This window comes from Limnobacter sp. (assembly GCF_046297615.1).
GTDB lineage: Bacteria > Pseudomonadota > Gammaproteobacteria > Burkholderiales > Burkholderiaceae_B > Limnobacter.
The window spans coordinates 57,297-83,654 of record NZ_JBKBHM010000001.1; the positions used below are offsets into that span (position 1 = coordinate 57,297).

At 59.2% G+C, this 26,358-nt stretch carries 25 protein-coding genes; 6 read left to right on the forward strand and 19 right to left on the reverse strand.

All coding sequences use genetic code 11. The annotated features are described in order from the left end of the window. Positions 1-7: 7 nt before the first annotated feature. The 8 genes from ACK4FF_RS00240 to ACK4FF_RS00275 form a co-directional block, all read right to left on the reverse strand. Positions 8-1,144, reverse strand: a complete 1,137-nt coding sequence (locus ACK4FF_RS00240; RefSeq protein WP_409703198.1) for a deoxyguanosinetriphosphate triphosphohydrolase — start codon at positions 1,142-1,144, stop codon at positions 8-10. A gap of 5 nt (positions 1,145-1,149) precedes the next feature. Beyond that, on the reverse strand, positions 1,150-2,238 hold the full coding sequence (aroB, locus tag ACK4FF_RS00245) for a 3-dehydroquinate synthase (RefSeq protein ID WP_409704807.1): 1,089 nt from the start codon (positions 2,236-2,238) through the stop codon (positions 1,150-1,152). Between the two features lie 2 nt (positions 2,239-2,240). Then, positions 2,241-2,801: a shikimate kinase gene (locus ACK4FF_RS00250; protein ID WP_409703201.1), complete on the reverse strand. Its 561-nt coding sequence runs from the start codon at positions 2,799-2,801 to the stop codon at positions 2,241-2,243. A gap of 71 nt (positions 2,802-2,872) precedes the next feature. Beyond that, entirely contained in the window at positions 2,873-5,005 is a 2,133-nt protein-coding gene (locus tag ACK4FF_RS00255; protein ID WP_409703204.1) for a type IV pilus secretin PilQ, read from the reverse strand. A gap of 50 nt (positions 5,006-5,055) precedes the next feature. Continuing rightward, positions 5,056-5,547: a hypothetical protein gene (locus ACK4FF_RS00260; protein ID WP_409703207.1), complete on the reverse strand. Its 492-nt coding sequence runs from the start codon at positions 5,545-5,547 to the stop codon at positions 5,056-5,058. Next, on the reverse strand, positions 5,544-6,167 hold the full coding sequence (gene pilO / locus ACK4FF_RS00265; protein ID WP_409703210.1) for a type 4a pilus biogenesis protein PilO: 624 nt from the start codon (positions 6,165-6,167) through the stop codon (positions 5,544-5,546). The genes ACK4FF_RS00260 and pilO overlap by 4 nt, the downstream gene beginning before the upstream one ends. Beyond that, positions 6,148-6,789: a PilN domain-containing protein gene (locus ACK4FF_RS00270; protein WP_409703213.1), complete on the reverse strand. Its 642-nt coding sequence runs from the start codon at positions 6,787-6,789 to the stop codon at positions 6,148-6,150. The genes pilO and ACK4FF_RS00270 overlap by 20 nt, the downstream gene beginning before the upstream one ends. Further along, positions 6,780-7,748 (reverse strand): hypothetical protein, encoded by a 969-nt coding sequence (locus ACK4FF_RS00275; protein ID WP_409703216.1) that lies wholly within the window; start codon positions 7,746-7,748, stop codon positions 6,780-6,782. The genes ACK4FF_RS00270 and ACK4FF_RS00275 overlap by 10 nt, the downstream gene beginning before the upstream one ends. 135 nt (positions 7,749-7,883) lie before the next feature. Here ACK4FF_RS00275 and ACK4FF_RS00280 point away from each other — a divergent pair, with 135 nt between their 5' ends. Continuing rightward, on the forward strand, positions 7,884-10,385 hold the full coding sequence (locus tag ACK4FF_RS00280; RefSeq protein WP_409703219.1) for a penicillin-binding protein 1A: 2,502 nt from the start codon (positions 7,884-7,886) through the stop codon (positions 10,383-10,385). 15 nt (positions 10,386-10,400) lie between these two features. Here ACK4FF_RS00280 and cyaY read toward each other — a convergent pair whose 3' ends face one another. Next, positions 10,401-10,739, reverse strand: coding sequence for an iron donor protein CyaY (cyaY, locus tag ACK4FF_RS00285; RefSeq protein WP_409703222.1), 339 nt, complete (start codon positions 10,737-10,739; stop codon positions 10,401-10,403). Here cyaY and lptM point away from each other — a divergent pair. Together lptM and lysA are read left to right on the forward strand one after the other, a co-directional pair. Then, positions 10,738-10,923 carry an LPS translocon maturation chaperone LptM gene (lptM, locus tag ACK4FF_RS00290; protein WP_409703226.1) on the forward strand — a complete coding sequence of 62 codons (186 nt, stop codon included), beginning with the start codon at positions 10,738-10,740 and terminating at the stop codon, positions 10,921-10,923. The two genes, cyaY and lptM, sit on opposite strands and share 2 nt — an antisense overlap. A gap of 49 nt (positions 10,924-10,972) precedes the next feature. Further along, a complete protein-coding gene (gene lysA / locus ACK4FF_RS00295; RefSeq protein WP_409704809.1) occupies positions 10,973-12,250 on the forward strand; it encodes a diaminopimelate decarboxylase in 1,278 nt (425 codons plus the stop codon). Here lysA and ACK4FF_RS00300 read toward each other — a convergent pair. The 5 genes from ACK4FF_RS00300 to ACK4FF_RS00320 all read right to left on the reverse strand — a co-directional run bounded on the left by ACK4FF_RS00300 (position 12,213) and on the right by ACK4FF_RS00320 (position 18,214). Further along, on the reverse strand, positions 12,213-12,842 hold the full coding sequence (locus ACK4FF_RS00300) for a sulfite oxidase heme-binding subunit YedZ (RefSeq protein WP_409703229.1): 630 nt from the start codon (positions 12,840-12,842) through the stop codon (positions 12,213-12,215). The two genes, lysA and ACK4FF_RS00300, sit on opposite strands and share 38 nt — an antisense overlap. Next, complete coding sequence (msrP, locus tag ACK4FF_RS00305; protein ID WP_409703232.1) at positions 12,833-13,849, reverse strand: protein-methionine-sulfoxide reductase catalytic subunit MsrP; 1,017 nt, start codon at positions 13,847-13,849, stop codon at positions 12,833-12,835. Before msrP ends, ACK4FF_RS00300 begins: the two co-directional genes overlap by 10 nt. 81 nt (positions 13,850-13,930) lie before the next feature. Next, the gene (gene ccsB, locus ACK4FF_RS00310; RefSeq protein WP_409703235.1) at positions 13,931-15,265 is read right to left on the reverse strand and encodes a c-type cytochrome biogenesis protein CcsB; all 1,335 of its coding nucleotides are present in this window, start codon (positions 15,263-15,265) and stop codon (positions 13,931-13,933) included. After that, on the reverse strand, positions 15,266-17,446 hold the full coding sequence (locus tag ACK4FF_RS00315) for a cytochrome c biogenesis protein ResB (RefSeq protein ID WP_409703238.1): 2,181 nt from the start codon (positions 17,444-17,446) through the stop codon (positions 15,266-15,268). It lies immediately after the preceding gene. A 129-nt stretch (positions 17,447-17,575) separates the two neighbouring features. Next, complete coding sequence (locus ACK4FF_RS00320; protein WP_409703241.1) at positions 17,576-18,214, reverse strand: c-type cytochrome; 639 nt, start codon at positions 18,212-18,214, stop codon at positions 17,576-17,578. Positions 18,215-18,332: 118 nt separating this feature from the next. Here ACK4FF_RS00320 and yihA point away from each other — a divergent pair, with 118 nt between their 5' ends. From yihA to ACK4FF_RS00335, 3 genes are read left to right on the forward strand one after another with little or no spacing between them, the layout of a single operon-like run. Further along, positions 18,333-18,989, forward strand: a complete 657-nt coding sequence (yihA, locus tag ACK4FF_RS00325; protein ID WP_409703244.1) for a ribosome biogenesis GTP-binding protein YihA/YsxC — start codon at positions 18,333-18,335, stop codon at positions 18,987-18,989. Continuing rightward, the gene (gene hemB, locus ACK4FF_RS00330) at positions 18,986-19,981 is read left to right on the forward strand and encodes a porphobilinogen synthase (protein WP_409703248.1); all 996 of its coding nucleotides are present in this window, start codon (positions 18,986-18,988) and stop codon (positions 19,979-19,981) included. The genes yihA and hemB overlap by 4 nt, the downstream gene beginning before the upstream one ends. Positions 19,982-19,987: 6 nt before the next feature. Then, positions 19,988-21,052 carry a magnesium transporter CorA family protein gene (locus tag ACK4FF_RS00335; RefSeq protein ID WP_409703251.1) on the forward strand — a complete coding sequence of 355 codons (1,065 nt, stop codon included), beginning with the start codon at positions 19,988-19,990 and terminating at the stop codon, positions 21,050-21,052. A gap of 12 nt (positions 21,053-21,064) precedes the next feature. On the opposite strand, the gene dsbD is transcribed toward ACK4FF_RS00335, so the two are convergent. From dsbD to ACK4FF_RS00360, 5 genes are all read right to left on the reverse strand, one after another. Further along, positions 21,065-22,948 carry a protein-disulfide reductase DsbD gene (gene dsbD / locus ACK4FF_RS00340; RefSeq protein WP_409703254.1) on the reverse strand — a complete coding sequence of 628 codons (1,884 nt, stop codon included), beginning with the start codon at positions 22,946-22,948 and terminating at the stop codon, positions 21,065-21,067. 68 nt (positions 22,949-23,016) lie between these two features. Continuing rightward, a complete protein-coding gene (locus ACK4FF_RS00345; RefSeq protein ID WP_409703257.1) occupies positions 23,017-23,796 on the reverse strand; it encodes an ABC transporter permease in 780 nt (259 codons plus the stop codon). Continuing rightward, positions 23,793-24,719, reverse strand: coding sequence for an ATP-binding cassette domain-containing protein (locus ACK4FF_RS00350; RefSeq protein ID WP_409704811.1), 927 nt, complete (start codon positions 24,717-24,719; stop codon positions 23,793-23,795). Before ACK4FF_RS00350 ends, ACK4FF_RS00345 begins: the two co-directional genes overlap by 4 nt. A gap of 169 nt (positions 24,720-24,888) precedes the next feature. Then, a complete protein-coding gene (gene rplQ, locus ACK4FF_RS00355; RefSeq protein ID WP_409703259.1) occupies positions 24,889-25,287 on the reverse strand; it encodes a 50S ribosomal protein L17 in 399 nt (132 codons plus the stop codon). A gap of 33 nt (positions 25,288-25,320) precedes the next feature. Next, positions 25,321-26,301: a DNA-directed RNA polymerase subunit alpha gene (locus ACK4FF_RS00360; RefSeq protein WP_409703262.1), complete on the reverse strand. Its 981-nt coding sequence runs from the start codon at positions 26,299-26,301 to the stop codon at positions 25,321-25,323. Positions 26,302-26,358 lie beyond the last annotated feature (57 nt).

Here is a 26,358-nt window from a genome sequence, read left to right on the forward strand (position 1 = left end):
AAAGCCCTCAGAATGCAGGCCCGGGCACCGTCAGCCGGTGGTGCTCTTTCATGGCATACCGGTCGGTCATGCCGGCAATGTAGTCGGCGATGGCACGCGGCACATCAGCCTGGGCGCGCTGGAAAAACTGCGGTGGCAACAGGCGCGGGTCGTCCATGAAAATGTGGAACAGGTCTTTGACCACCAAACGGGCTTTCATGGTGGCCCGCAGCACTTGATAGTGCTGGTACAGGCTTTTGCGCAGAAAAGCCTTCAGCTCGCGGTTCAGCTCCAACATGTCGTCGCTAAACCCGATGAGGGCCGGGGCCAGTTGCGCCTCGCGCAGGTCTGCAGGCCGATGCTGGGCAATCCGCCTGCGGGACTCGGTCAATAAGTCGCTGACCAAAGCGTTGATGATGCCACGCACTGTCTCATGGATCAGCCGCCGCCCATCCAGACCGGGGTGACGGGCCAGCACTTTGTCCAAATGTGTTTTAAACAGACGAACCTCGGCGGCCTGTTCCAGCGTAATCAGCCCGCTGCGAAGGCCATCATCGATGTCGTGATTGTTGTATGCAATTTCATCGGCCAGGTTGGTGACCTGGGCTTCCAGCACAGGCCTGCGGTTGGTCAGAAACCGGTCAGCCACGTCACCAAGCCGCTCGGCGTTGGGGCGGCTGCAATGCTTGAGAATGCTCTCGCGGGTTTCGAAACACAGGTTCAAGCCGTTGTAGGCGGCGTACTTTTCTTCCAGCTCGTCCACCACCCGCAGGCTTTGCAGGTTGTGCTCAAAACCGCCGTGGGGCTGCATGCATTCGTTCAGGGCGTCTTGCCCGGCATGGCCAAACGGGGTGTGGCCCAAGTCGTGGGCCAAGGCCACCGCCTCAGTCAGCTCTTCGTTCAGGTCCAGGTTGCGGGCAATGCTGCGGGCAATCTGCGCCACTTCAAGGCTGTGGGTCAGGCGCGTGCGGTACAGGTCGCCTTCGGTGTTCACGAACACCTGGGTTTTGTACTCAAGCCGGCGAAAAGCCGCACTGTGGATGATGCGGTCACGGTCGCGCTCAAATTCACTTCGGCCAAAAGGTGGGGCCTCGGGAAACTGCCGCCCACGCGAATTGGCGGCGCTGACGGCGTAGGGGGCCAGGTGCTGCTCGGCGTCTCGCATTCGGCTCAGTCCCCTGCGCCCATTTCCTGCAAGGTCTGGCGCACCAGCGCTTCATCCGCAGGCGATGTGTTGGCGCTGCCCAAGCCATTGAGCAGCACGTATTTGATGGCACCGGCGTCGTTCTTTTTGTCATGGGCCATCAACTCCATGAAACGGTTGACGCCAAGCTTGGGGGGCAAGGCCGGCAGGCGGGCCTGAATCACCACCTTTTTCAGCCGGGCCGCTTCCTCTCCCGTCAAGCGCCCCATACGGCGGCACAGTTCGGCGGCAATCACCATGCCGCAGCCCACGGCCTCGCCGTGGTACCACTGCCCATAACCCATGCCCGCTTCAATGGCGTGGCCAAAGGTGTGGCCGAAATTCAGGATGGCCCTCAAGCCGCCCTCTTTTTCGTCCTTGGACACCACATCAGCCTTGATCTCGCAACTGCGTTTGACGACCAAGGCCAACAGTTCCGGGTCTCGGGCCAGCAAGGCGGGCATGTGTTGTTCAACCTGGTTCAGGTAGGCCGTGTCGGCAATGGCACCATGCTTGATGATCTCCGCCAAGCCACAGCTCAATTCCCGGTCGGGCAACGTGTTCAGCGTGGCAATGTCAGTGATCACCAACTGCGGCTGATAAAAAGCCCCAATCATGTTCTTGCCCAGGGGGTGGTTGATGCCGGTCTTACCGCCTACAGAACTGTCCACCTGGCTGAGCAAGGTGGTAGGCACCTGGATGAACGGAATACCCCGCATGAAGGCCGAGGCTGCGAAGCCGCCCATGTCGCCAATCACGCCGCCGCCCAAAGCCAACAACACGGTTTTACGGTCGCAGTGGTGTTGCAGCAGCGCATCAAACACGCGCTGCAAGGTGGGCCAATCTTTGTATTCTTCGCCATCGGGCAGGGTTACGGTAAGCACACTCCGGGCACCGGCCTCCCGCAGGGTTTGCGCAACGCGGTCTGCGTACAGGGGCCCCACCGTGGTGTTGGTGCAAATCATCACGGTTCTGCCCTTGACGACTGGCTCAAACAGGCCCGCACGGGCCAGCAAACCGCTGCCAATGTGTATGGGGTAGCTGCGCTCGCCCAGATCCACGTTCAATGTGTACATGCTCATTCGTTGTCCTCTGCGCCCCTGGTTTGGGGGGCCACGACCGACGCCACCAAACCCAAGGCATCGCAAATCCGCTGAACCAGATGGCTCACGGGTTGACGGCCGGTTTCTATCGTCAAGTCTGACACTTCAGTGTACAGGGGATGACGCAAGGTCAGCAGGTCTTCTATGGTTTTGCGGGGGTTGGGGCTTTGCAGCAAGGGGCGGTTTTTGTCCATGCGGGTGCGCTGGTACAGCTCCGCAGCAGACGCACTGAGGTACACCACAGGGCCCACTTCTTTCAGGTGCACACGGTTGGCCTGGGCCAGTACAATGCCGCCCCCTGTGGCCACCACCAAGCCTTGGCGCCCGGTCAAGCTGGTCAGCACCTGGCTTTCGCGGCGGCGAAACCCGGCTTCGCCCTCGATTTCAAAAATGGTGGGAATGCTGACGCCCGTTTGTTGTTCAATCAAATGGTCGGTGTCAACGAATTCCCAGGACAGATGTTTGGCCAAGGCCTTGCCGACTGTGCTTTTGCCGGCACCCATCATGCCCACCAGCACAATGCTTGGATGAGACACGTTGTCTGTTTTCGGTGAATGACCAAGCCATTGTACGGCGGAAAACCCCTGCTGCGGGCAGGGGCTGGGGCTCAGGAGTCTTGTAGCACCACCGGGGTCAGGAAGATCAGCAGTTCAGCCCTGCGTTTGCGGTCATTCATACCCGAGAACAGCTTGCCAAACAGGGGAATGTCACCCAAGCCCGGCACCTTGGTTCTGGTGTCGTTGTCCTCTTCCTCAAAAATCCCACCCAGCACCACGGTACCCCCGTCGGACACCAGAACCTTGGTCTTCACCCGGCGAGTGTCAATGGCAGGGCCATTGGCCGTTGTGATGCCGACGGAGTCCTTGGACACATTCACATCCAGCAACACGGCGCCATCCGGAGAAATCTGCGGAGTCACCTCCAGCTTCAGGTTCGCCTCTTTGAACTCAATCGCTGTAGCGCCACTGCTGGTGGCGATCTGATACGGAATTTCCGTGCCCTGCTCAATCAAGGCGGGCTCTTTGTTGGATGTAATCACCTTGGGATTTGAGACAGTTCGGATTTTGTCTTGTTGCTCCAGCGCCTGTAGCTGCAGGCTCAGCAAGCGCGTGGAATTGGAGTTCAGCAGCGTGTAAGCCAAGGTTGTACTGGCGTCCGGGGATGAGTTGATAAAACCCTGCTTGCCCACTGAATTGGACACCGCTGTGAAATCTGCGGAACGGCTGGACGCGCCGCGCACCCGCACACCGAGTTCACGCGACACCGTGGTGTCAGCCAACACCACCCGCGCTTCAATCATCACCTGTTTCACAGGCTTGTCCATGCTTTCGATGATGCCTTGAATGCGGGCAATCCGTGTTGGGGTGTCCTGAATGAAAATCTGGCTGGTGCGCTCGTCAGACAGAATCGTGCCGCGCGCCGACAGCAACTTGGACTCCTTGGCCTTGAGCACGTTGACCACATCGGCCGTCTTTTGATAACTGACCACAAAGGTGCGCGTCACCATCGGCTCCATGTCGTCCTGAGCCCTGCGAATGGCCGTGTCCAGTTGCTCGCCCGCCAAATCTGCGGCGTTGGACACCAACAGCACATTGCCGGACTGGCTGTACACCAAACCCTTGGAACGCATCACAATTTCCAGCGCTTGATCCCAGGGCACATCTTTCAAGTGCACAGTCACCTTGCCCTGCACGGAATCACTGACCACCAGGTTCATTTTGGTGAAATCCGCAAACACCTGCAGCACCGTGCGAATATCGGCATCCTTGAATGCCAAGCTGATGGGCCTGCCAATGTATCGGGCCGAATTGCTCACCACCGCCTCATCCCGTTTCACTGTGGGTGGGCCAGACACCGCAGCCTTCATCTCCTGCAAGGCCACGGCCGGAATGGCTTCGGGTTTGCCCATGGCTGGGCGAGTTGCCGAGGCTTTCACCAAGTCGGGCAGCGCAAAAGTTTGGGCAGGTGTGGCGGGGTGGTTGAACACCAGCTCCACGCGGTTACCCACCTTGCGCATTTCGTGGCCGGTGGTGGGTTTCCGCATCCACACCGACAAAGCCTGATCACCTGGCGAAAGGTAAAGGTTACGCAAGGCACCAGAGGGCGTGTCTGGCAGTTGTCGATTCACCTTGTCGCCCATGCTGACCTTGGGCAAGCGGAACCGCAACTCGTCTTTCACCGTGGCGCTGTCAATGCGTACATCGGGGCGGTCAAACTCCAACCCAAGAATGTCCTGGCCGGCCTCTGTCCTGACCGACCAGGACAACAGCATCGGCCGGTGTTCCACCACATCAGGGCTTTTGACAACCTTACTCACATCCGCCAGCAAAGGGCTTGTGGCTTTGATCGCAGCCGCATCAACCAAGCCGGGCGTGTACGGCTTGGGCCCTGAGAACACCAACTTCAATTGCTGGCCGTTGTCCACTTTGTCCAAGGTGTAGGGGTTGGCCGCAAACACCACCAAGCGGGCACGGTCCTCACCGCTGACCCACTGCAGTTGCTTCAGCCTGCTGCCGGGCCCAGGGTTCAAGGATACCCGTGAAGCATCCACCGACTCGGAAAAATCAATCACCTGACGGTCCGGGTTGCTCACCCGAAACACCTTCACCGACTTGTCCAGCGGCTTGTCGAAGGTCAACACCACCACGGTGCTGTCCTGGCCTTCTTGCAACTCAGCCTGGGTGACGGTGGCTGCAAGGCCATGCCCCCCCGCCACCATGCCCGCGAGCAAAGCAGCCATTCTGGTAAGCCGCACAGGCGACATTGCTGCGGATTGGTTTGATCGCATGATCATGGGTTGTCCCCCTGGGCGGTGCTGTTCGAGTCGAGAATAAGATGCATGGTTTTCATTCGTTGGCTGTCGCGTGACGGATAGCTCAGTTCCACCTCACGCTGGGCCACCGACACCACGCGGAAACGGCCTTTGAGGGCGCTGCCGCGCACGGCGACAAAATCCTGCGCGCCATCATTGAGAATGGCGGCCAGTTGCCCGTTGACTTCCAGCATGCCGACCAATTTCCACCCTTGGTCCTGCGCGTCCTCGGCAGCCACCTGCGCCTGCATAGGCCCAACATACTGGGCCAACAAGCGCCCCTCTACGGGCGATACCTGCGGTGGCTTGGGTGGGTCAAACACCAATTGCGCGGGGTCGATGGGGGTGGGTACTTCGCTGGCCTTCAAGCGGGCCATCACGGTATTCATGGCCGGCTGGTGTACCTCATGGGGTTCACGTAACTCGGGCAGCAAGGGCACCACCAGGGTGGTAATTAACCAACTGATCATGGCTTTGACGCCTCCTGACTCGTGACACTGCCCGGCGGGCTCTCTTCCAACTGGGCGTAGGCAAACAACTTGCCACTGAGTTTCCAGCGGGTGTGGTCGTCTTCCAGATTGAGTTGAAATTCCTCAAAATTGGCCTGACGGGACAGACGCGCAACATGGTTGGGCAACAGTGACATGGGGGCGCCACGCCCATTGACCACCAGCGACACTGGCACGATCCGCATCACATCCAGATTGTTGGAGGCCTGAGGCACAAATTCGGTCAGGCCAAGGTTGTTGCTTTGAATGGTTGCATTGAGCTTTTTCAGGAAGAGTGCAACCTCGTCGCTGTCCGGCAAAGACTGTTGCAACAAAGGCAAGCGAACCCGCAATTGGGCCAGCCGCAACTCAATTTGGGGTTGCTGCAATAAAAGGCTGGACTTGGATTCCAAGCGGCCGACTGCATCGTTGATCTGGGTGTCCTGTTGGGCCAACACCTCATAACGGCCTCGCCAATCCAACAAATAAAAAGCCCCGGAAACCACCACCAAAAGCCCGAGATAAACCCCCACCCACTGCACGCGGGTGAGGCCCTGCAAGCGGGCAATCCACTGCGACAGCTCAGCGTTGAATGCGTCCATGGGCCAATTCCTGTGAAGCTGGGGTGAAGGTGCGTAGCTCGGTGGTTTTGATGGCCAACTCGAACTCATGAGGGGAGGCCGCTTTGTCACTGGCTGAATTGGCGGGCCCAGCGTTAGGGTTTTGTGCATCAACCTGGCGCAGATACTTCACGCGCACATCCTTGAGCAAACTGCCCTCTTTCTCCATGCCCTGAACCCATTCGGCAAATTGGGGCACCGAATCGGTGTAGCCAGACACCGACCAATCACCCTCTTTCATGGTCAGCGACTTCAACCCAACCTGGCCCGGCATGGTGGCCTCCAGGTAAGAGAACATGCGGCTGACACGCAATGATTTGCGTTCCACGTCTTCCAGCGCATCCACCTGGTTTTGCAGGCGGTTCATCTCATCCTTCAAGGTCTGTACTTTGGCAACACGGTCAGCAATCTGGCGCTCCACGGTGCCCAACTCCTCCATGTAGGCGGTTTGGGCAGCCTCTCGTTCCGACAAGTCCAAGCTCACGCACAGAGGAATCAGCAATGCCACAACCACAGCGGCCGCCAATGTTGCGGTTGTACGCAGGCGGGCAAGGCGGTAACGGTGCGCCCGGTAGGGCGCCAGGTTGAACAGAATCACGCGCATGGCAGGGCCTCCAAAGCACCAAAGGGCACCACGTCCTCATGCCAATGGGTGGCGAGGTCCCGCCGTGGGGAAACCTCCAGCCACAGGGGGGCCAAAAATGCACTCCGACGGATAATCACATCAATGCCTCGGGTGCCCATCATGGCCCCACCCACAATCAACACTGGCTTTTGCTCGGACAAGGCCCCATGGTCTCGCGACCAAATCGTGACAATCCGCTCCAGCGCTGACACGGCCTGCACCGTGGTGAACCCCTCGTCGCTGGTTTCCAGCGCTTCATTGATGAGCATGGCGTCCTGATACACCGTCAGGTGAATCCGGTGTTTGTCCAGGTGGGCATACAGCATGAGGCTGCCGCCGGTGCGTGTTTGGCCCTGGGGCAGCATCTGCAGGTAACCATTCAACGCGGCCAGGTTACTGACGGTGATGCCGCACAGTTTGAGTTTGAGCGTGCTGCAGGCCATTTCAATTTCGTCCACGTGGCGCTGGTCTATACCCGCCACCGCCCAAGCCACAGACCCATCGCTGAGTGTGGACTTCAATTGCCAATCGTGCGCAATCGCCCGGTCAGCGTCGCCCACGACAGATTCCAGCAACTCCTCCACCTGATAGCGGATGGTGTCTTCCTGCTCGTTCTCCGGGGTGTTCAATTCACCGAAATAGGCCCATTTGTCGGGCACGCTGATCACCACACCGGAAGGCTTCACGCCGCTGGGCAATTGGCCCAAGGCATTGCTCAACGTATTGGCCAGCGCCTCGGATTGCACAATGCCAGTCTCGGGGTTAAGCCATTGGGACAGGGGGCTGGCCCCGGAGGCCAACACGCGTGACAGCTTGAAACGCTGTTGTTGCTCCACAACACCACACACCCAACGGGCCTGGTTTTCCTGAAGACTCAGCGAGAGCACAGTACTGCTGTTGTGCCGCAACGACGACAGCCACGCATCGACCCATTTCATGTGTAAAGCCCCATATGCAAGGACTTCAGCGTAGGGCAAGCAGTGTCAGGGTTCTAACCCTCAACCGAGGGTCCAACCAGTAGGGTTAGAACGTTCGAGTGGACATTCCGGTTTTACCGGGGCAGGAAGGCTACAATGGCCACTCCCGGTTACCACTACACAACACCTGTGACTACACCCCACAAGCCCACCCTTTCCTCGCAACGCGGATTCCTGGCCACAGCCCTGATGCTGGCTGGGGGGCTGGCGGTTGCTGGTGCACTGCTGCTTGGTGTCGCCCTGTCCCTGATTTTTCCCAAACTGCCAGCGCTGGACAACCTGACGGACTACCGCCCCAAAGTGCCCCTTCGGGTGATGACGAGTGATGGGGTGCTGGTGGCCGAGTTTGGCGAGGAACGCCGCAGGCCCGTCCAAATCTCCCAAGTACCGCTGGTGATGCAGCAAGCCATTCTGGCGGCCGAGGACGACCGCTTCTACCAACATGGCGGCATCGACTTCTTCGGCGTGGCCCGTGCATTGGTCACCAACATCACCTCGGGCGGGCGCGCGCAAGGCGCCAGCACCATCACCATGCAGGTGGCCAGGAATTTCTTCCTGACCCGCGAAAAAACATGGACCCGAAAACTGTACGAGGTGCTGCTCGCCTACAAAATTGAAGCCAACCTGAGCAAAGACCAAATTCTTGAGCTGTACATCAACCAGATCTACCTCGGCCAGCGGGCTTACGGCTTCCAGGCGGCCGCGCAGGCTTACTTCGGCAAAAAACTTCAGGACATCAACCCCGCCGAAGCGGCCATGCTGGCGGGCCTGCCCAAAGCCCCCTCCGCCTTCAACCCGATTGTGAACCCCAAGCGAGCCAGGGTGCGTCAGGAATACGTACTGCGCCGCATGCACGACCTGGACTACCTCACGAAAGAGCAGTACCAGACAGCGCTGAGTACCGAGCTGGTCTACCGCACGCGCAAAAACATGGACGATCCGGATGCCCCAACCGATTTCGTCAACGCCGATTATGCGGCTGAAATGGCCCGTCAAGCCGCTGTCGAGTTGTACGGTGAAGAGGCCTACACCGCGGGCATCACCGTCACCACCACGCTGATTGCCGACGAGCAGCGCGCTGCACGCCGCGCCTTGCGCAACACCGTGATGGATTACGAAGTACGCCAATACTTCCGTGGGCCGGAAGGCTTCATGGCCCTGCCCGATGACGCAGCCCAGGCCGAAGAAATCATCGCTGACGGCATCAGCGACTACCCCGACTACGGCTTTTTGGAAAGCGCCGTGGTGCTGTCGGCCAATGCCCGCGAAGTGGTGGTGTCGCAAGGCCATGGCGAATCCCTGAAACTCACCGGCGCCAGCCTGAAACCCGCAGAAAGCTGGCTCAACGACCGGGCGCCCGCCAACAAACGCCTCAAACGCGGCGCTGTGGTGCGCATCCTCAAGCGCAAAGACCAACCGGTCATGCTCACGCAAATTCCTGAGGTTGAGGCCGCCTTCATCGCCCTGAACCCCAAAAATGGCGCCATTCGCGCCATGGCCGGTGGCTTTGAATTCCAGCGCAACAAGTTCAACCACGTCACCCAGTCCACACGCCAGCCCGGCTCCTCATTCAAACCCTTTGTGTATTCGGCGGCACTGGAAAAAGGCGTGATGCCCACCACCATCGTCAACGACAGTCCCATCTTCTTCCCGGCCAGCGTACCCGGCGGACAGGACTGGAGCCCCAAAAACTACGACGGCAAATACGACGGCCCGATGCAGTTGAAAGACGCTTTGGCCAAGTCCAAAAACATGGTATCCATCCGCGTACTGCAAAAAGCCACGCCGCAGTTTGCACAAAAGTGGGCCATGAACTTCGGCTTCTCCGAAGAAGCCGTACCCCCTTACCTCACCATGGCACTGGGTGCTGTCACCACAAACCCCCTGCAAATGGCCAGCGCATACGCCGTGTTTGCCAACGGGGGCTATCGCATCAAGCCTTACCTGATTGAGAAAATCACCGACAACACCGGCCGCGTGGTGGCCACTGCCAAACCCGCAGTCGCTGGCGAGGAAGCCAACCGGGTCATCGACGAACGCAACGCCTTCATGATGACCAAACTGCTGCGTGAAGTGGTGGAACGCGGCACCGCCACCCGGGCCAGGGCCTTGAACCGTGGCGACATCGTCGGCAAAACCGGGACAACCAACGACAGCCACGACGCGTGGTTCGCTGGCTACAACCGCGACATCGTGGGCGTGTCCTGGGTCGGCTACGACCAACCCCGTAACCTGGGCGCCCGCGAAACCGGTGGCGGACTGGCGCTGCCCATGTGGATCGAATACATGAAAGTGGCACTGAACAGCTCGCCAGAGGTACCGCTGGTAGTGCCTGCCGGGGTGGAAATGGTGGCAGGCAACTACTACTACACCGAATACACCCCAGGCCAGGGCGTGGCCAAAATTGAAGGCGGCGAAGGCGAGGAGGATGGCCCCGGCCTGTTCAATTTCCTGAAAGGCCTGGGCGGGGTTTTCAACTCTGAAGGCGGCGCACCACCCCAACCCCCTTCAGGCGGCGACTCCACCCTGGCGGTGCCGGTTCCAACCCCCAAGAACCAGGTGCCCGATGAAATTGAAAAGCGGTTTGGCAACCGCTAAGGCACGCTGAAGCCTTCAAGCCTTCAAAGCAAGCGCCGGGCATGGTTGACCAATCTGCCCGGCCAGCAACTGAACAAAATGCTCGGCAAAGGGTGAGCCGCTGCGCGTGTCCACCCAAGCCTGGCCGTTGTGTTTGTAGTGGAACCCTCCAGACCGCGCAGCCAGCCACAATTCATGGTTAGCGACCTGGCTGTTCAGAATCATCTTGCCGTGGTCTTCAAAATCCAGCGTCAACACATTGCCGCTGCGGCTTGAATCTGCATCCAGATCCAACGTGTCCGTCAGGGTTTCAATATACTGTTCAACTTGAACCAAAGTGTGGTCCACCAAGGCCTGAAATTCGGTGTCTGTCATGAAACGATCTTCCCTTTACGCATGTGCGGTGCTTGTGTTGGCGACTGGCCTTAACGCAGCCTGTGGGCAACGTGGCCCGCTGACCCTGCCCAACCCGCCTGCGCCCATGGCCAAGCCTGATGGCGCAACCACCGCCAAGCCAGCCTCAGCAGGCCCGGCTGCCTCCAGCAGTACCCAACCTTAAGAAACACCGAGATTCTACCGTGCCCAACACCGACGTGAACCCCAGCAGCCTGAGCGAACAACTTCAAACTGACCCCAACACGGGCCGCCTGGCCTTTGAAGGGGCCGACCTGCACTCCCTGGCCGAACAGTTCGGCACACCGTTGTATGTGTATTCTGCAGAAGCAGTGCGTCAGGCCTATCTGGGGTACGCGCAGGCTTGTGAAGGTCTGGCTGAGGTCACCATCCACTACGCCATCAAGGCCAACTCCAACATTCACCTGCTCAAGCTATTGGCCAGCCTCGGTGCTGGTTTTGATCTGGTGTCCGCCGGGGAATTGGCGCGCGTGCTGGCGGCGGGCGGCAACCCCGCCAAAGCGGTGTTTGCCGGCGTGGGCAAGTCCGTGGCCGACATTGAATACGCACTGAAAGCTGGCGTGGGCTGCTTCAACGTGGAGTCAGCGGCTGAAATGGTGCGGCTGGGCGAAGTTGCCCAACGCCTGCAAATCAAGGCCAATGTGTCGGTTCGCGTCAACCCGGATGTGGACGCCAAAACCCACCCCTACATTTCCACGGGCCTGAAGGAAAACAAGTTCGGCGTGTCCATGGCTGTGGCGCCCAGCGTGTATGCCCATGCCCAAGCCCACCCTTGGTTGAACGTGCATGGCATTGACTGTCACATCGGTTCCCAACTGACAGACCCCAGCCCCTACTTCGACGCGCTGGACCGCGTGCTCGGCTTGGTGGACCAACTGTCTGCCCAAGGCATACAAATCGACCATCTGGACTTGGGCGGCGGCATCGGCATTCGCTACCGCGACGAAAACCCGCCCAAACCTGCCGATGTGCTGCCCCAGTTGATTGCACGCGTGCGTCAGTGGGCGCAGGCCAAGGGCAGGCCCATGCCCACACTGGCTTTCGAGCCCGGGCGCTCCATCGTCGGCAATGCCGGGGTGCTACTCACCCGGGTGGAATTCCTGAAGAACAACGAAGACAAACACTTCGCAATTGTGGACGCGGCCATGAACGACCTGATGCGCCCCGCCATGTACGAGTCATTCCATGCGATTGTGCCTGTGGCCCCCAACCCCACCGCCACGGCGCAGGACTACGACATTGTGGGCCCTGTGTGTGAATCAGGCGACTGGCTGGGCCGCAACCGAACACTGTCGATTGCACAGGGCGATGTGCTGGCAATTCTGTCTGCCGGGGCTTACGGCCTGACCATGGCCTCAAACTACAACAGCCGCGGACGGGCTGCCGAAGTGTTGATTGAGCAGGGCAAAGCCCGCCTGGTTCGCAGGCGGGAAACTATCGAGGACCTGCTGGCGCCCGAACTGGGGCTTTGATCACCCACCGCGCTGCAAGAATCACCAAAACCCCGGCGCCATAAAGTGCCGGTCTTTCCCACAGGTTTTTGTCCAGCTTCAGCCACAGAAAATGCGTGGCTGCCAGCGGTGCGGCACAGTAAGCCAACAGATGCACCCGCTTCCACCGCGCGCCACCCAGCCTGCGCACCACCGCCTTGGGCGAGGTCACAGCCAAAACCAGCAACGCAGTAAACGCCACGGCGCCCAGCATCACGTAAGGACGCTTGGTCAAATCCAGCAGCACTTCTGACCACAGCAAGACCCGGTCCAGCACCGCGTACACCACCACATGCAAGGCGGCATACCAAAAGCCCGCCAAGCCCAAGGTGCGCCTAAGTGGCGCCAGCTCAGTGCGGCCGGTCGCCACCCTCAACGGGGTGACGCTCAGGCTGCACATCAGGAAAATCAGCGCCCAAATGCCCAGCTCACGCTCCAGCGTTTCTACCGGGTTAGCGCCCAGGCTTTCAGTCAAAGCACGGCTGATTAACAAAGCCAAGGGCACACTGCACAGCACCCAAGCGGCCCGGCGCAAAGCCACGGGGCTGAAACGCCCCAGCGTGCTCAAAACCACTTGGCCAAATCCATGCCGGTGTACAAACGGCCCACAGACTCGGCGTAGCCATTGAACATTTCTGTTTTGCGTCGGGGTGCAAACAGGCCCCCGAGAGCCCCCTCACCCAGCCTGCGCTCACTGGCCTGGCTCCACCGTGGGTGGTTGACTTCCGGGTTTACGTTGGAGAAAAAACCGTATTCGCGCGGTGCACTCTGGTTCCAACTGGTCACAGGCTGCTTTTCGGTCAAGCGGATACGCACCAGCGATTTCGCACTCTTAAAGCCATACTTCCACGGCACCATCAAGCGAACCGGCGCACCCGACTGGTTGGGCAACACTTTGCCGTACTGCCCGAAGGTCAGCAGGGTCAGGTCATGCAAGGCCTCATCCATGCGCAAACCTTCCTGGTAGGGCCAGTCCAGCACGGGTGATCGCAAACCCGGCATCTGGGCCGGGTCCGCCACGGTTTCAAAGGACACAAACTTTGCGCGGCTGTTAGGCTCCACGGCCTTCAACAAGGCCGACAGCGGATAGCCAATCCAAGGCACCACCATGGACCATGCCTCCACGCAACGGAAGCGATACACCCGCTCCTCCATGGGCGCCAACTTCAGCAAATCCTCAATCGCGAAAGTGCGGGGCTTGTTGCATTCGCCCTCCACCACCACCGCCCATGGCCGGGTTTTCAGGCTGCCACCCAAACGGGACGGGTCGGACTTGTCGGTGCCAAACTCATAGAAGTTGTTGTAACTGGTGGCAATGGTCGCTTCGGTGGGCTTTTCCACCGTGGTCCATACCGTGCTGGTTTTGGCTTTCAAGTCGGCCAACTCATCCAGCCGGGTTGAACCCGTCACTTTCACCGCAGCCTGCGCGCTGCCCAAACCACCAAACGGCAAGGCCAAGGCGCTGACGCCCACAGCGCCGAGCAGGCGTCGCCGCTCCATGAACACGGCTTCAGGGGTCAACTCGGAGGACGGCACTGCCTCCCAAACAGGTTGAATAACAGGTGCACTGCGACGACTCATCACGCTTCTCCAGCAAGTCCAAGGTCAAGCATGACGATCAAGCCCGTACCCCCTCTGCGGATACAGACTCACCCCATGTGATTAAAGTTCCCCGTAGGAATGCAGGCCCGACAGAAACATATTCACGCCCAGAAAGGCAAAGCCCGTCACCAACAGGCCCACCAAGGCCCAGTAAGAGGCCACCACACCGCGCAAGCCTTTGACCAAGCGCATGTGCAGCCAAGCGGCGTAGTTCAGCCACACCACCAGCGCCCAGGTTTCCTTCGGGTCCCACTGCCAGTAGGCACCCCAGGCTTCTGCGGCCCACAGGGCACCCAGAATCGTGGCCACGGTGAAGAAAGCGAAACCCACTGCGATGGATTTGTACATCACATCATCGAGCACTTCCAGTGAAGGCAGGGCGTCTGCAATCCGCTTGCGCATCAGCAAAATCCCGCCGACCACCACGCAACCCACACCGAAGTAAACCGCCCAGTACACCGACAGCCCGCCGTTGCGAAACACCAGTGGTTCTAGGAACATCAACACACCCAGCACGCCGGTGGGCAGAAGGGCCTTGATGCTCGGCGCATTGGCATGCACCTTCAGCAAATAGGCGAAAGCCACCATGGCCGCCAGTGAGAATGTGCCGTAACCAATGAAGTTGGCCGGCACATGAATTTTCATCCACCAGCTTTGCAGCGCGGGTACCAAGGGTTGAATCGCATAGGCTTGGCGCTCCACACCGTACCATGCCAAAAAGCCCACCGCCGCCACCACCACCAGCATCACAAACGCACCCAACTGTCGGGTTTTGTAAGCCTGCTCGTAGTACAGGTAGTACAGGCCCGTAATCAGGGAAAACAGCACAAACACTTCGTACAGGTTGGACACAGGAATGTGCCCTACATCAGGCCCAATCAGATAGCTTTCGTACCAGCGCACAAACATGCCGGTGAACCCCATCAGCACCGCGCCCCAAGTGCAGGCTGTACCCACGAAGGACGCCGTTGGGGAACGGCCCAACAGCCCAATCCAGTACGCCGCCGTGGCCAGCACAAAAAGCACGCCCATCCACAGAATGGCCGACTGGCTGGACAACAGGTACTTCAAGAAAAATCGCTGCTCTGCGCTGGCCAGGCTGCCACCGTACATGGCCAGCGAACCCAGGCTCAACACCGCCACCGCGGAAACCAAGGCCTTCAAGGCACCCCAGCGGTACCCCATGTAAGCCACCACCGGCACACAGCACCAGAGAATGGCCAGTTCATACACATCCATGAACGCTGAGTATTGGCGGGTTGCATAACCGGCACCCAGCAACAAGGCCAGCGTGTAGGCGGCATCGGTCCAATGAACTCGGCGGGCAAACCAACCTGCTCGTTCAACCGGCAAGCCGGGCTTACCTTGTTCGGCATTCACCCAGGTAGTACTCATTCACACTTCTCCATCAACTACAGGCTTAGGCTCGGGCTTCTGAATGGCCCGGCTCGACAATTCTTCAACCAAACGGGCAAACTCGCGCTCGAATTCCAAAGTGCGGCGGGGGGTCGACATCCCCACCATTAAACGGGTGCCCTGTTCCGTCGGTGTGACCCAGAAAAACACCCGGCGTTCCCGAATGTAGAACATCGAAAATACGCCGATGCACAAGAACAGACAACCCAAATACACCACCCACTGACCCGGTGCTTTGGCCAACTGGAACACGCTGGCCTTCACCTCGGAAAACTGGTCCAACTGGAACATCACTGGCGCGCCATACAAGGCCAGGTCCGACAGGGCAATCTGCGCATCCTGCACAAAACGGCCATGCACCGCATCGGCTTTGGCGGGCGGCAATCCGTGGCCTTCACGGCTGAACTGGTACACCTCCCACATGGCCCCCTGCAGCAGCCTCACCAACACATCCGTGGCCCGTTCGCGCTGGTCTTCGGGCACCGTGTCTTCAATGAACTTGGCCAAGGCGGCCAAGCCCCCGGGCTGCCCATTCAAACCCGCAAAATGGTCCAAAGCCTTGCGGGCGCTTTGGGCCACGCTGGCCACCAGCTCGGGGCCTTCGCTGCGGTCCCCAAAGGCCACTTTGGCAAAACGCCGGGCAGCCGCTTCACGGACGGTTTCATTCTGCAAGGCAGCCCTCAACCGCATAAATCCGTCCAATTGCCCTTGGTCGTCCACCGGCATGCGCACGTACTTGAAACTTTCGGCCGGGGTGTCGCGCACGCCACTCAAGTAATAGCGGCCACCATCCAGGTCCACAGGCAGCATGTAGTTTTGAAATTCACGGGCCTGCCCTGCTTCATCCCTGAGCTTGTAGGTGATTGAAGGCCCAATGTTGGTGGGCTTTGTCGCCTGCTTGCCTTTCACACCCGGGCCAATCACGCTGGCCAGATTACTCCTGAATGGCGTCAGGCCATCCCCGGCGGTGGGCGAGCCAGTCGCCGCACCCGCATCTTGCGGGTTGGTGGGCAACTGCTCCACGTTAATGGCCTTGAACCCGGTGAACTCAATTTTGTACGGCAAGTTCAACAGCCCCAGATTAGCCGTTGTGCCCACGGTGCCCGGCAGGTCCACGCGGTAATCGCGGTCGCCGGTCAAGGGAATGCCTTTGAGCGACAGGCGGGTACCCCCATCGTCAAAGCTGGACTGGTACACCGTCACCCCTTTGTAAATCAGGGGTTTGTTCACCTCAATGGTCGCGTTGAAACGCTTTTGCGTCTGCGGGTCAAACACCTCCACATCGCTGGCGAACAACTTGGGCATGCCCGTGCTGTAGAAATCAATGCGGAACTGCTTCAGGGTCAACTCAAAGGGCAAATCTTGAATCAGCAACCCCTGATCGGTGTTGAGCACCGCCACGCGGCTGCTCTCCCCCTCCGGCAACAACAGGCTGGCCCGGTAACTGGGGTTCATCACCCCCAAACGCGACTCTTCAGGAATAACGGATGAAATCTCGCCGCCCGCCACGGGCTGTTTGCCGGTGGCCCACACCGCCACTTTCAAGGGAATTCCGCTGTCCAGCAAACCGCCCACGCAAATGACAATGATGGCCATGTGGGCTGCAATGTACCCGAAGCGGTTTGCACTGCCCGCCTTGGCCGCCACCATGGTGCCGTTGCTGCGCACATCCTGCCGCGACTTAAACCCCTTGTGGGCCAGCCACTCCGTCAGAATTGCGGGCATCTGGGCAGGCTGCTCAGTGAACTCGCCTTCCCAGCGGTGCGCAAAGGCGCGCAGGCTGTTTTCGCGCATGGTTTCGCGATACACCCGCATTTCCTTGATCATCTTGGGCGTGTTCCGGTACACGCACAGGGAAGTCGATGTCACCAAAAAGGCCATCACCCCAATGAACCACGGTGCGTTGTACACCTGGAACAAGCCCATGGGCTTGAAAAACTCCGCCCAAAACGGGCCAAACTGGTTGATGTAATTCACCCAGGGCTGGTTCTGCTGAACCACAGTGCCTATCGCCGACGCCACACAAATCAGGGTCAGCAATGAAATGGCAAACCGCATGGACCCCAGCAGCTCCATCCAGCTCGCCCACACGGTTCTGCCTCGGTTGCCTCCCGGCGCTTGCTGCAGGTCTGTTCCGCCTGCTTGACTCAGTTCATCCACTGCACTCTCCACACCACTTCAGTCCACTGGGCCTTCAGGCGCAAAAAAGGGGCCGATGTAGCCCCTTTCTCACAGCTCCCTTGTCAGACCCGAATTCGCGGGATTCGTTTCAGGCCCACAGGCCTGTCATCAACGCAGGCCAGCGATGTAATCGGCCACGGCCTTCATTTCACGGTCCGACATGCGCGCCGCAATTTTGCTCATTTGTTCACTGTTTTTGCGCACGCCTTCACGGAAGGCCACCAGTTGGGCCTCGGTGTATTGGGCATGCTGTCCGCCCAAGCGTGGATACTGCGCAGGAATGCCAGCGCCATTGGGGCTGTGGCAGCCAGCACAGGCGGGCACCTTCTTCTCTGCAATGCCACCGCGGTAAATTTTTTCGCCCAAGGCAAGGGTGTCTTTGTTCCGTGCGGTGCCTGGCTTTTGAGTTTGGCTGGCCAGGTAAGCCGACACATTGCGCATGTCTTCATCCGACAAGCCAGCCGCAAAACCCGCCATCACGGCATTTTCGCGCTGGGCTTTTTCCTGGCCGGGTTGCACTTTGAAGTTGCTCAACTGCTTGACGAGGTACTCGGGGTGCTGGCCAGCCAGCTTGGGGTAAATGTTGGCGCTGGCATTGCCATCGGCACCGTGACAGGCGGCACATTGCTGCTCAACAATCGCCTTGCCCTTGTTCAGGTCAGGCTTGGCCACCTTGGCCGTTTCGCCGGCCTGAGCGGCCGACACTGCAAGAACCAAAGACGCGAATACGGCAGACGCAATGCGCATGTCACAACCCCATGAAATTGATATTTTTTTATGTCGCAGAAACCCGTCTAGCACGAAGATTTCCACAAACTCCCGATTATAACCACGCAAAAAGAATCCATGCATCTAAAATGGGCGCATGACCATCAATTTCCACAACACTCACTTCGAGATTTCCGCCTCCAAAATGGCGGAATGTCCGGGCGCCAGCGTACCCGAGATCGTCTTTGCAGGCCGATCCAACGCAGGCAAGTCCACAGCCATCAACACCCTGTGCAAACAGCGCCAGTTGGCCTACGCCAGCAAAATGCCCGGGCGCACCCAGTTGTTGAACTTCTTTCACATTCTCAAAGAAGGCGAACCATTTGCCCGCTTGGTCGATTTGCCAGGCTACGGCTTTGCGCAACTGGCCCAGAGCAGTCAAAGCCACTGGGACCGCGAACTGGGCAGCTTCCTGGCCCAACGCATCAGCCTTCGGGGCTGTGTGCTGATTGTCGATGCCCGCCGTGGGCTTCTGGAACTCGACCACGCCCTGCTGGACTGGCTGACGCCGCGCCAATTGCCCGTGCACATTCTGTTGTCCAAGGCAGACAAATTCAATCGGCAGGAACAAACCCAGGCCCTGCGCACCGCGCGTCAAGCCGTTCAAGCCCGCGTCGACAAGGGGCAACCCATCACCATCCAAATGTGGTCCGCACTGAAAAAGCAGGGCTTGCCCGAACTCGAAACCTGCCTGAACCAATGGATCTTCCCGGAAGAACCCGGCCCAACCACTGACTCCGGAACCGCGTCATGACCCAACACCTCGCCCAACGCCCGCGCAGGCTTCGCCGCACCGACGCCCTGCGCCGCTTGGTGGCTGAAAACACGCTCACCGCCTCAGACCTCATTTACCCAGTGTTCCTGCTGCCGGGCGCCAACCAACGTCAAGCCGTGGCGTCCATGCCCGGCGTAGAGCGTCTGTCACTGGACCTCCTCTTTCACCAAGCCGAGCGCTGCCTCGAGTTGGGCGTACCCGTGCTGGCGCTGTTCCCGGTCATCGAAGCCGAACGCAAAACCGAAGACGGGCGAGAAGCCACCAACCCGGATGGTTTGGTGCCCACTGCCGTGGCCGCGCTCAAGGCCCGCTTCCCCGAATTGATGTTGCTGACCGACGTGGCGCTGGACCCGTTCACCACCCATGGCCAGGATGGACTCATCGACAAAAACGGCTATGTGCTCAACGACGAAACGGTCGAAGTACTGCGGCAACAAGCCTTGGTGCAGGCTCAGGCTGGCGTGGACATCGTCGCTCCCAGCGACATGATGGACGGCCGCATTGGTGCCATCCGCGAAACCCTCGAAGCGAACCGCTGCATACACACCAACATCATGGCCTACAGCGCCAAGTATGCTTCCGCGTTTTATGGCCCATTCCGCGATGCCGTGGGCTCACAAGCCAACCTCGGCAAAAGCAACAAGAAGGCGTACCAGATGAACCCGGCCAACAGCGATGAAGCGCTGATTGAAGTGGGCTTGGACATCGACGAAGGCGCCGACATGGTGATGGTCAAACCCGGCATGCCCTACCTCGATATTCTGTGGCGTGTGAAAGAACACTTTGCCCGCCCAACCTTTGCCTACCAAGTCAGCGGCGAATACGCCATGATCAAGGCCGCCGCCCAAAACGGCTGGTTGGACCATGACGCCGTGATGATGGAAAGCCTGCTCGCCTTCAAACGCGCGGGGGCAGACGGGGTGCTGACTTATTTCGCGCTTGAAGCAGCTACGCTGCTCAAACAAGGCTGACCACGCATGACCCGCTGGACCCTGTTCACCGACCAAGGGCCCCAGCGCCTACATGCTGCCCCCGATGCGCTGCCGCCCAGGCACGCCGAGTCAGGCCAAACAAAGGCATTTCTCTGGCTCGACACCGACCTGGATGAACCGCTGGATTGGCTTGCCGAGGTGACACGCCTCACCGGCCAAACGCTGGATGAAATGCACCTTGAGGACCTGAACAACCCCCTGCATCCCAGTCACCACGACCGGGCCGACCATTACAGCAGAACGATTGTACGAACCTTGACCAATCGGCCAATCTTCGACGACGAACACCGCCTCACCATCAAAACAAGGCCAGCTTATTTTCTGCTGTTCGATCGGCTGTTGGTCACCCAACGCGCCAAAGACAGCCGAACCTTCTGTTCAGCCATCGACCACCTGAATCAGCCCAATTGCACCCATCCTGACCAAGTGGAGCAGTTCCTCACCTTCAGGAAGTTTCCGGAATCGCCTGACGAACTGATGTCCCAATTGCTGAGCAACCTGATCGACCGTTTTCTGGCCATCCGCGTTGAACTCAGTGACCGCCTCGAGCGCTGGCAGCGCGACCTGCTCAGCCCCAGAAAAAAGTTTGAAGATTGGACCACCCTACTGGCCGTTCGCGCTGAACTGAACAAACTGGAATCACTGGCCGAAGACCATTACGACGCTGTTCGGGATTGGGAAGAAGACCTGCGAAAGCACCACCGGCCAAGCCAGGCTGTTCAAGTCAACCTACGCGACACCTTGGACCACATCCGGCGTGTGGTCAAACTGGCCGACCGTCTGGGGGCCAACACCGAAGCCGCCGTACAACTGCACTTCTCGGCCACCGCCCACAAAACCAATGAAATCGTCACGGTGCTGACCATGCTCACCGCCGTGTTCATGCCACTGACCTTGATCACTGGGGTGTTCGGCATGAATTTTCAGAGCATGCCCTGGATCGAATCAGGCTGGGGGTTTTGGGCCTGCATGGGCCTGATGGGCGCTTCATTGCTCAGCTCGGTCGCACTGATGCTACTTATCCGCGGGCGGCGACACGTCAAGCGCTAAGGAGCGCCCCCCTCAGTTCAACCCCAACAAAGGGCGGGTGCCACGCAAGGTGGCGGAAAACTTGCCCGCATTTTCAAAACCGATCACCCTGTGCACCTCACTCACCTGCGAGGCCGGGAAAAACAGCATCGCAGGCGGGCCAAACAGGGCATACCGTTTCATCAGGGCTGCATCGTCCGGCGTGTTGGCGGTCACATCCACCTGCACCATCCGCACCCCCGTGAGCAACTTGCGCACCTCAGGGTTTGGCAACGTAAACGCCTCAAACTCCTTGCAGGCCACACACCAGTCCGCATAGAAGTCCAGCATCACCGGTTGCTCACTGGTCCGAAGCAACTGCTCCACCTGCCCGGCGGGCACACGCTCAAAATCCGCATGGGCAATGTCAGCACGCGCCAACGGCGAACCACCTGCAGTCAGCGGTTTCAAGGGTTGCAGCACACTGTCCGAACCTGCCCACCAACCCACAGTGAACACCGCGGCAGACACCGCTGACAACAAGGCCAGCGCCGACATCAGCACCCTGCCTCGCATGGAGAGGGCCGTGCCCGCACGCCACAACGCGCTGGCCAACACCGCTGCCCACATCGCCCACAGGGCCAGCAACACTGGCGCAGGGGTCACCGGTGCCACAGTCCACAGGGCCACGGCCAACAGCACAAAGCCGAACAGCACCGTCACCGACTCCATCCAGGCCCCAGCCTTGGGCAAATAGGTGCCTGCACCCGCAGCAAACACCACCAAAGGCAAGCCCATGCCCAAGGCCAACAAAAACAGCGCAGCCCCACCCATCCAGACATTGCCAGTCTGGCCGATGTACAACAGCGCGCCCGCCAAGGGCGGTGCAACACACGGCCCCAACAACAATGCCGACAACACCCCCATCACCAGCACCGGTGCGTACTGCCCCCCGGCCAATTGGCCCGTCCGCGCCTGAATCCACCCTTGCACTGACGACGGCATCTGCAAGGAATAACCCAGCAACATCACCAAACCGAGAGCACCCAACAAGCCACCAAACGCCCACAACACCGGGGGCTGCTGCAGGGCAACCACCAGGCTTTGTCCACTCAACCCCGCCAACACCCCCAACACCGCATAGGTCAGCGACATGCCCAACACATACACCAGCGCCAAGCCCACGGGCCGGGCACCGCGGGCGCCCTGCGGGGCTCCTTGTTGGCCCACAATCAAACTGCTCAAAATCGGCAACATCGGCAACGTGCACGGGGTGAAGGCCAGCAAAAGCCCCAAGCCAAAGAAGGCCGGCAGCACCAACCAGGCGGGCTGTTGGCTCAAGCGCATCATCAACTCACTGGACTCGTCTTTGACAGTGGCCGAGGCCTGCGCCGCATCCATCGGGGCGTTCTCAGCCTGCGCGCCGCCCAGCCAATTCGACAAAGCGCCTTTGCCCCGGTCCAACGCATCACCCAAGGCTGATGTGGGCATCAGGCCCAGCGCTGTCAACATGGGTGGGTAACACAGCCCCGCATCCGCACACCCTTGTGACACCAGGTTGCCCAAGGCCTGTGGTGAAGCCCCATCGGCCAGCTCATACCTCACTTGAAAAGAAAGTTCACCCCGAAGCGCCTCAATCTCCTGATTCAAAAACTCATCGAACTTGCGGTCACCCTTGGGCAATTGGACAAAGTCCAGGTACTTCACCCCGGCAACGGGCTCCAGCTTGAACCGCTCGCGATACAGGTAGTACCCTTGGGCCACCTCAATGCGCACATTCATCAGGCAATCCGCATGGCACGTGGGGTCAACCGCTTGTACATGAACCTTAAAGGCCTGCTCCGGCGGCAAGAACTCCTGCGCATGGGCAATGGGCATGGCCGACAACACAACCATCCAGCACCACGCTTTCACCAACAACCCCATCTTGTTCAACATCGCAGTCCCAATCCTTCTTGCGGCCCGCCCCAGTCGGTGCCATCGTGCTTACTCAAGGGCAATGCCCATCACCCATTCTGCCGAGCAAAGCGCTGTTTGCTCAAGGCCACGGCCCAATAACTGGCCAACACGGTGTAGACCACAATCTGCAGCAAAAGTGCGGGGGCATCGGTCCACACCCCTTGGTGCACACCCCGCATCAAGTCCACCACCAGCGAAAGGGGCAAATGCCCGGCAATGGCCGCCAACCAGCCCGGCAATTGCTCTCTTGGAAAGAACGCGCCAGACAAAAACGTCTGGGGCGTAATCACCAAGGTGAAATAAAACATAAAAAAGTCATACGATGGGGCCCGTGCATTCACACACAAACCCATCGCCGCAAACATCAAACAGGCCAGGCACAGCAATAGCCAGCCGAACAGCCAGAAAGCCCAGTCCCCCACGCCCAGCAAAGCCAGTACCACCATCATCGCCAAAGTGCTGATGCCGCCTTTGGTGGCCGCCCACAGCCATTCCCCCAACACAATTTCACTCAGCCGCACCGGGGTGTACATGATGGATTGCCAGGTGCGCTGCACCTGCATGCGTGAAAAGGCCGAATACAGCGATTCAAACGTGGGCGCATTCATCGCGCTGATACACACCGCACCCACCGCGATGTACGTCAGGTACGGTTGACCTCCCACCGTATCAACCAACGATCCAATGCCCAAACCGAACGCCATCAGCGCAAACACTGGGTCGATCACATTGGCCAACAACGAAGGCACGGCCAACTTCCGCCACACCAGGGCATTTCTGCGCCACACCTGTACCACCGCATACGGGCTCACAGTCCAAGCCTTCATGCCGACACCTCCTGAACACCGCTGCCTTCAAGGGTGCGGCCCGTCAGCCGGAAAAACACATCTTCCAGATTGCCCGGGCGATACAAACAATCCACCTGCTCGGGGCGATCAAGCCTGATGCGCTCCAGGCAGCGGTTGGCCATGTCATTCCTCACAAAGGCAGTTTGTCCGCGCCATTCAAGGTCCGCATCATCGATGTGCAATCGGCCCTTTAGGTAGGTTTGGGCGCCCGCCCCCCACACCTCCAGCACGGTGTGCCCAGCATGGGTATTGATCAACTGCTCCGGGGTATCCAGTGCTGCAATCCTGCCTCCATCCAGCACAGCCACCCGGTCAGCCAAACGCTTGGCCTCGTCCATGTCATGGGTCGTCAACAAAATCGCCATACCCTCCAGCTTCAACGCTTGAAGCCCTTCCCAGATCGCATGGCGTGCGGCAGGGTCCAGCCCCGTGCAGGGCTCATCAAGAAACAGCATGCCGGGCGCATTGATCAGGGCGCGCGCCAGTTGCAAGCGTCGCCTCATTCCACCTGACAGGGTATTCACATGGTCATGGCGTCGGTCTTTCAAGCGCGCAAAATCCAGCAAGGCATCCACTCGCCCGCTCAATTCGTCCGCCTTCAGTCCAAAATACCGGCCAAACACCTGCAGATTCTCCTGCACCGTGAAGTCCGGGTCCAAGGCATCGTATTGCGGCACCACACCCACACGTCGTCGGGCAGATTCCGGGCTATCAAGCACAGTCACCCCCATCAACTGAACATCGCCAGCGGAAGGCGCAGTCAGCCCCAAGGCAATGCCCACAGTGGTTGACTTGCCCGCACCATTGGGCCCCAGCAAGGCAACACACTCACCCTGCTCAATCGTCAAATCAAGCCCTTTCAGCACTTCACGCTCGCCAAATCGCTTGAGCACACCGCGCATGCTCAAAGCCGGCAATCCATTAAAACCGCTCATCATCATCCCGAAACAAAAAATGCCGTGTCAGCATAACGCTAACACGGCATTGTCTTGGGTTAGGGGCCTGTTTCACCAAAGCGAAAGCTGCACCCTGATCCGGTGAGGCAACGAACACGCCGTCGCCTCTTGGCAATTACGCCTGCTCTTCAGCCACTTCAACCACTTCAGCGGTTTCAGGACGGTCCACCAGCTCAACCAGAGCCATTGGCGCATTGTCACCCTTGCGGAAGCCGAACTTCAGAACACGCATGTAGCCGCCAGGACGGGTGGCGTAGCGGGGTCCGATTTCGTCAAACAGCTTGATGACCATTTCACGGTCACGCAGGCGGGAGAAGGCCAGGCGCTTGTTGGCCAGGGTCGGTGTCTTGCCCAGAGTGATGATGGGCTCAGCAACCTTACGCAGTTCCTTGGCTTTCGGCAGAGTGGTTTTGATCACTTCGTGCTTCAACAAGGCATTGGTCAGGTTCCTGAACATGGCCAGACGGTGGCTGCTGGTGCGATTCAGCTTACGCAATCCGTGACGGTGACGCATTTTTTGTATCCTTCAATCAATCAAACGCTAAGCTCAGGGCTTATCGAGGCCAGCGGGAGGCCAATTTTCCAATTTCATACCCAGTGTCAGACCACGTGCGGCCAACACCTCCTTGATCTCGTTCAACGATTTGCGACCCAGGTTAGGGGTCTTGAGCAATTCGTTTTCAGTGCGCTGAATCAAGTCACCGATGTAGTAAATGTTTTCAGCCTTCAAGCAGTTCGCGGAACGAACAGTCAGCTCCAGGTCGTCGACAGGGCGCAGCAGAATCGGATCGACCTGCGGTGCACGAGAGACAGCCTCGGGCTCAGCCGTGTTTTCAAGCGCGGCAAACACAGACAGTTGCTCCACCAAGATACGAGCCGCCAAACGGATCGCTTCTTCAGGGGACAACACACCGTTGGTGTCGATGAACATCACCAAACGGTCCAGATCGGTACGCTGTTCCACACGGGCACTTTCCACCGCGTAGGACACACGCTTGACCGGGCTGAACGATGCGTCCAACACGATACGACCAATGGCCTTGCTGGGCTCGTCAGGGAAACGGCGCACGGTACCGGGCACATAACCACGGCCCTTCTCAACCTTGATCTGCATGTCCAGCTTGCCGCCTTGCGACAGGTTGGCAATCACATGCTCAGGGTTCAGCACCTGAACATCGTGAGGCAGCTCGATGTCACCCGCAGTCACTACACCAGCGGTGTCGCGCTTCAGGGTTACTGTCACCACATCACGTGATTCCAGCTTGAACACGATGCCCTTCAGGTTCAGCAAGAGGTCAACAACGTCTTCCTGAACACCGTCCAGTGTGGAGTATTCATGAACAACACCCGCAATCGACACTTCGGTCGGGGCATAGCCAATCATGGACGACAACAACACACGGCGCAGAGCGTTACCCAAAGTGTGGCCGTAACCACGCTCAAAGGGTTCCATCACGATTTTCGCGGCGCTTGGGCCAACTGACTCAACCTCAACAATCCGAGGCTTCAGCAAACTTGCATTAAACATTCACAATCCTTGTCAATACCCTCGGCTCGTTACACCGATAAGGCTGGGGATTAATCG

Excerpts from the sequence above, each read along its gene's own strand:
- ACK4FF_RS00240 (WP_409703198.1), bottom strand. The coding sequence starts at position 1,144 with ATGCGAGACGCCGAGCAGCACCTGGCCCCCTACGCCGTCAGCGCCGCC.
- aroB (WP_409704807.1), bottom strand. The coding sequence starts at position 2,238 with ATGTACACATTGAACGTGGATCTGGGCGAGCGCAGCTACCCCATACAC.
- ACK4FF_RS00255 (WP_409703204.1), bottom strand. The coding sequence starts at position 5,005 with ATGGCTGCTTTGCTCGCGGGCATGGTGGCGGGGGGGCATGGCCTTGCA.
- ACK4FF_RS00260 (WP_409703207.1), bottom strand. The coding sequence starts at position 5,547 with ATGATCAGTTGGTTAATTACCACCCTGGTGGTGCCCTTGCTGCCCGAG.
- pilO (WP_409703210.1), bottom strand. The coding sequence starts at position 6,167 with ATGGACGCATTCAACGCTGAGCTGTCGCAGTGGATTGCCCGCTTGCAG.
- ACK4FF_RS00270 (WP_409703213.1), bottom strand. The coding sequence starts at position 6,789 with ATGCGCGTGATTCTGTTCAACCTGGCGCCCTACCGGGCGCACCGTTAC.
- ACK4FF_RS00275 (WP_409703216.1), bottom strand. The coding sequence starts at position 7,748 with ATGAAATGGGTCGATGCGTGGCTGTCGTCGTTGCGGCACAACAGCAGT.
- ACK4FF_RS00280 (WP_409703219.1), top strand. The coding sequence starts at position 7,884 with ATGGCCACTCCCGGTTACCACTACACAACACCTGTGACTACACCCCAC.
- lptM (WP_409703226.1), top strand. The coding sequence starts at position 10,738 with ATGAAACGATCTTCCCTTTACGCATGTGCGGTGCTTGTGTTGGCGACT.
- cyaY (WP_409703222.1), bottom strand. The coding sequence starts at position 10,739 with ATGACAGACACCGAATTTCAGGCCTTGGTGGACCACACTTTGGTTCAA.
- msrP (WP_409703232.1), bottom strand. The coding sequence starts at position 13,849 with ATGAGTCGTCGCAGTGCACCTGTTATTCAACCTGTTTGGGAGGCAGTG.
- ccsB (WP_409703235.1), bottom strand. The coding sequence starts at position 15,265 with ATGAGTACTACCTGGGTGAATGCCGAACAAGGTAAGCCCGGCTTGCCG.
- ACK4FF_RS00320 (WP_409703241.1), bottom strand. The coding sequence starts at position 18,214 with ATGCGCATTGCGTCTGCCGTATTCGCGTCTTTGGTTCTTGCAGTGTCG.
- yihA (WP_409703244.1), top strand. The coding sequence starts at position 18,333 with ATGACCATCAATTTCCACAACACTCACTTCGAGATTTCCGCCTCCAAA.
- hemB (WP_409703248.1), top strand. The coding sequence starts at position 18,986 with ATGACCCAACACCTCGCCCAACGCCCGCGCAGGCTTCGCCGCACCGAC.
- ACK4FF_RS00335 (WP_409703251.1), top strand. The coding sequence starts at position 19,988 with ATGACCCGCTGGACCCTGTTCACCGACCAAGGGCCCCAGCGCCTACAT.
- dsbD (WP_409703254.1), bottom strand. The coding sequence starts at position 22,948 with ATGTTGAACAAGATGGGGTTGTTGGTGAAAGCGTGGTGCTGGATGGTT.
- ACK4FF_RS00345 (WP_409703257.1), bottom strand. The coding sequence starts at position 23,796 with ATGAAGGCTTGGACTGTGAGCCCGTATGCGGTGGTACAGGTGTGGCGC.
- ACK4FF_RS00350 (WP_409704811.1), bottom strand. The coding sequence starts at position 24,719 with ATGCGCGGTGTGCTCAAGCGATTTGGCGAGCGTGAAGTGCTGAAAGGG.
- rplQ (WP_409703259.1), bottom strand. The coding sequence starts at position 25,287 with ATGCGTCACCGTCACGGATTGCGTAAGCTGAATCGCACCAGCAGCCAC.
- ACK4FF_RS00360 (WP_409703262.1), bottom strand. The coding sequence starts at position 26,301 with ATGTTTAATGCAAGTTTGCTGAAGCCTCGGATTGTTGAGGTTGAGTCA.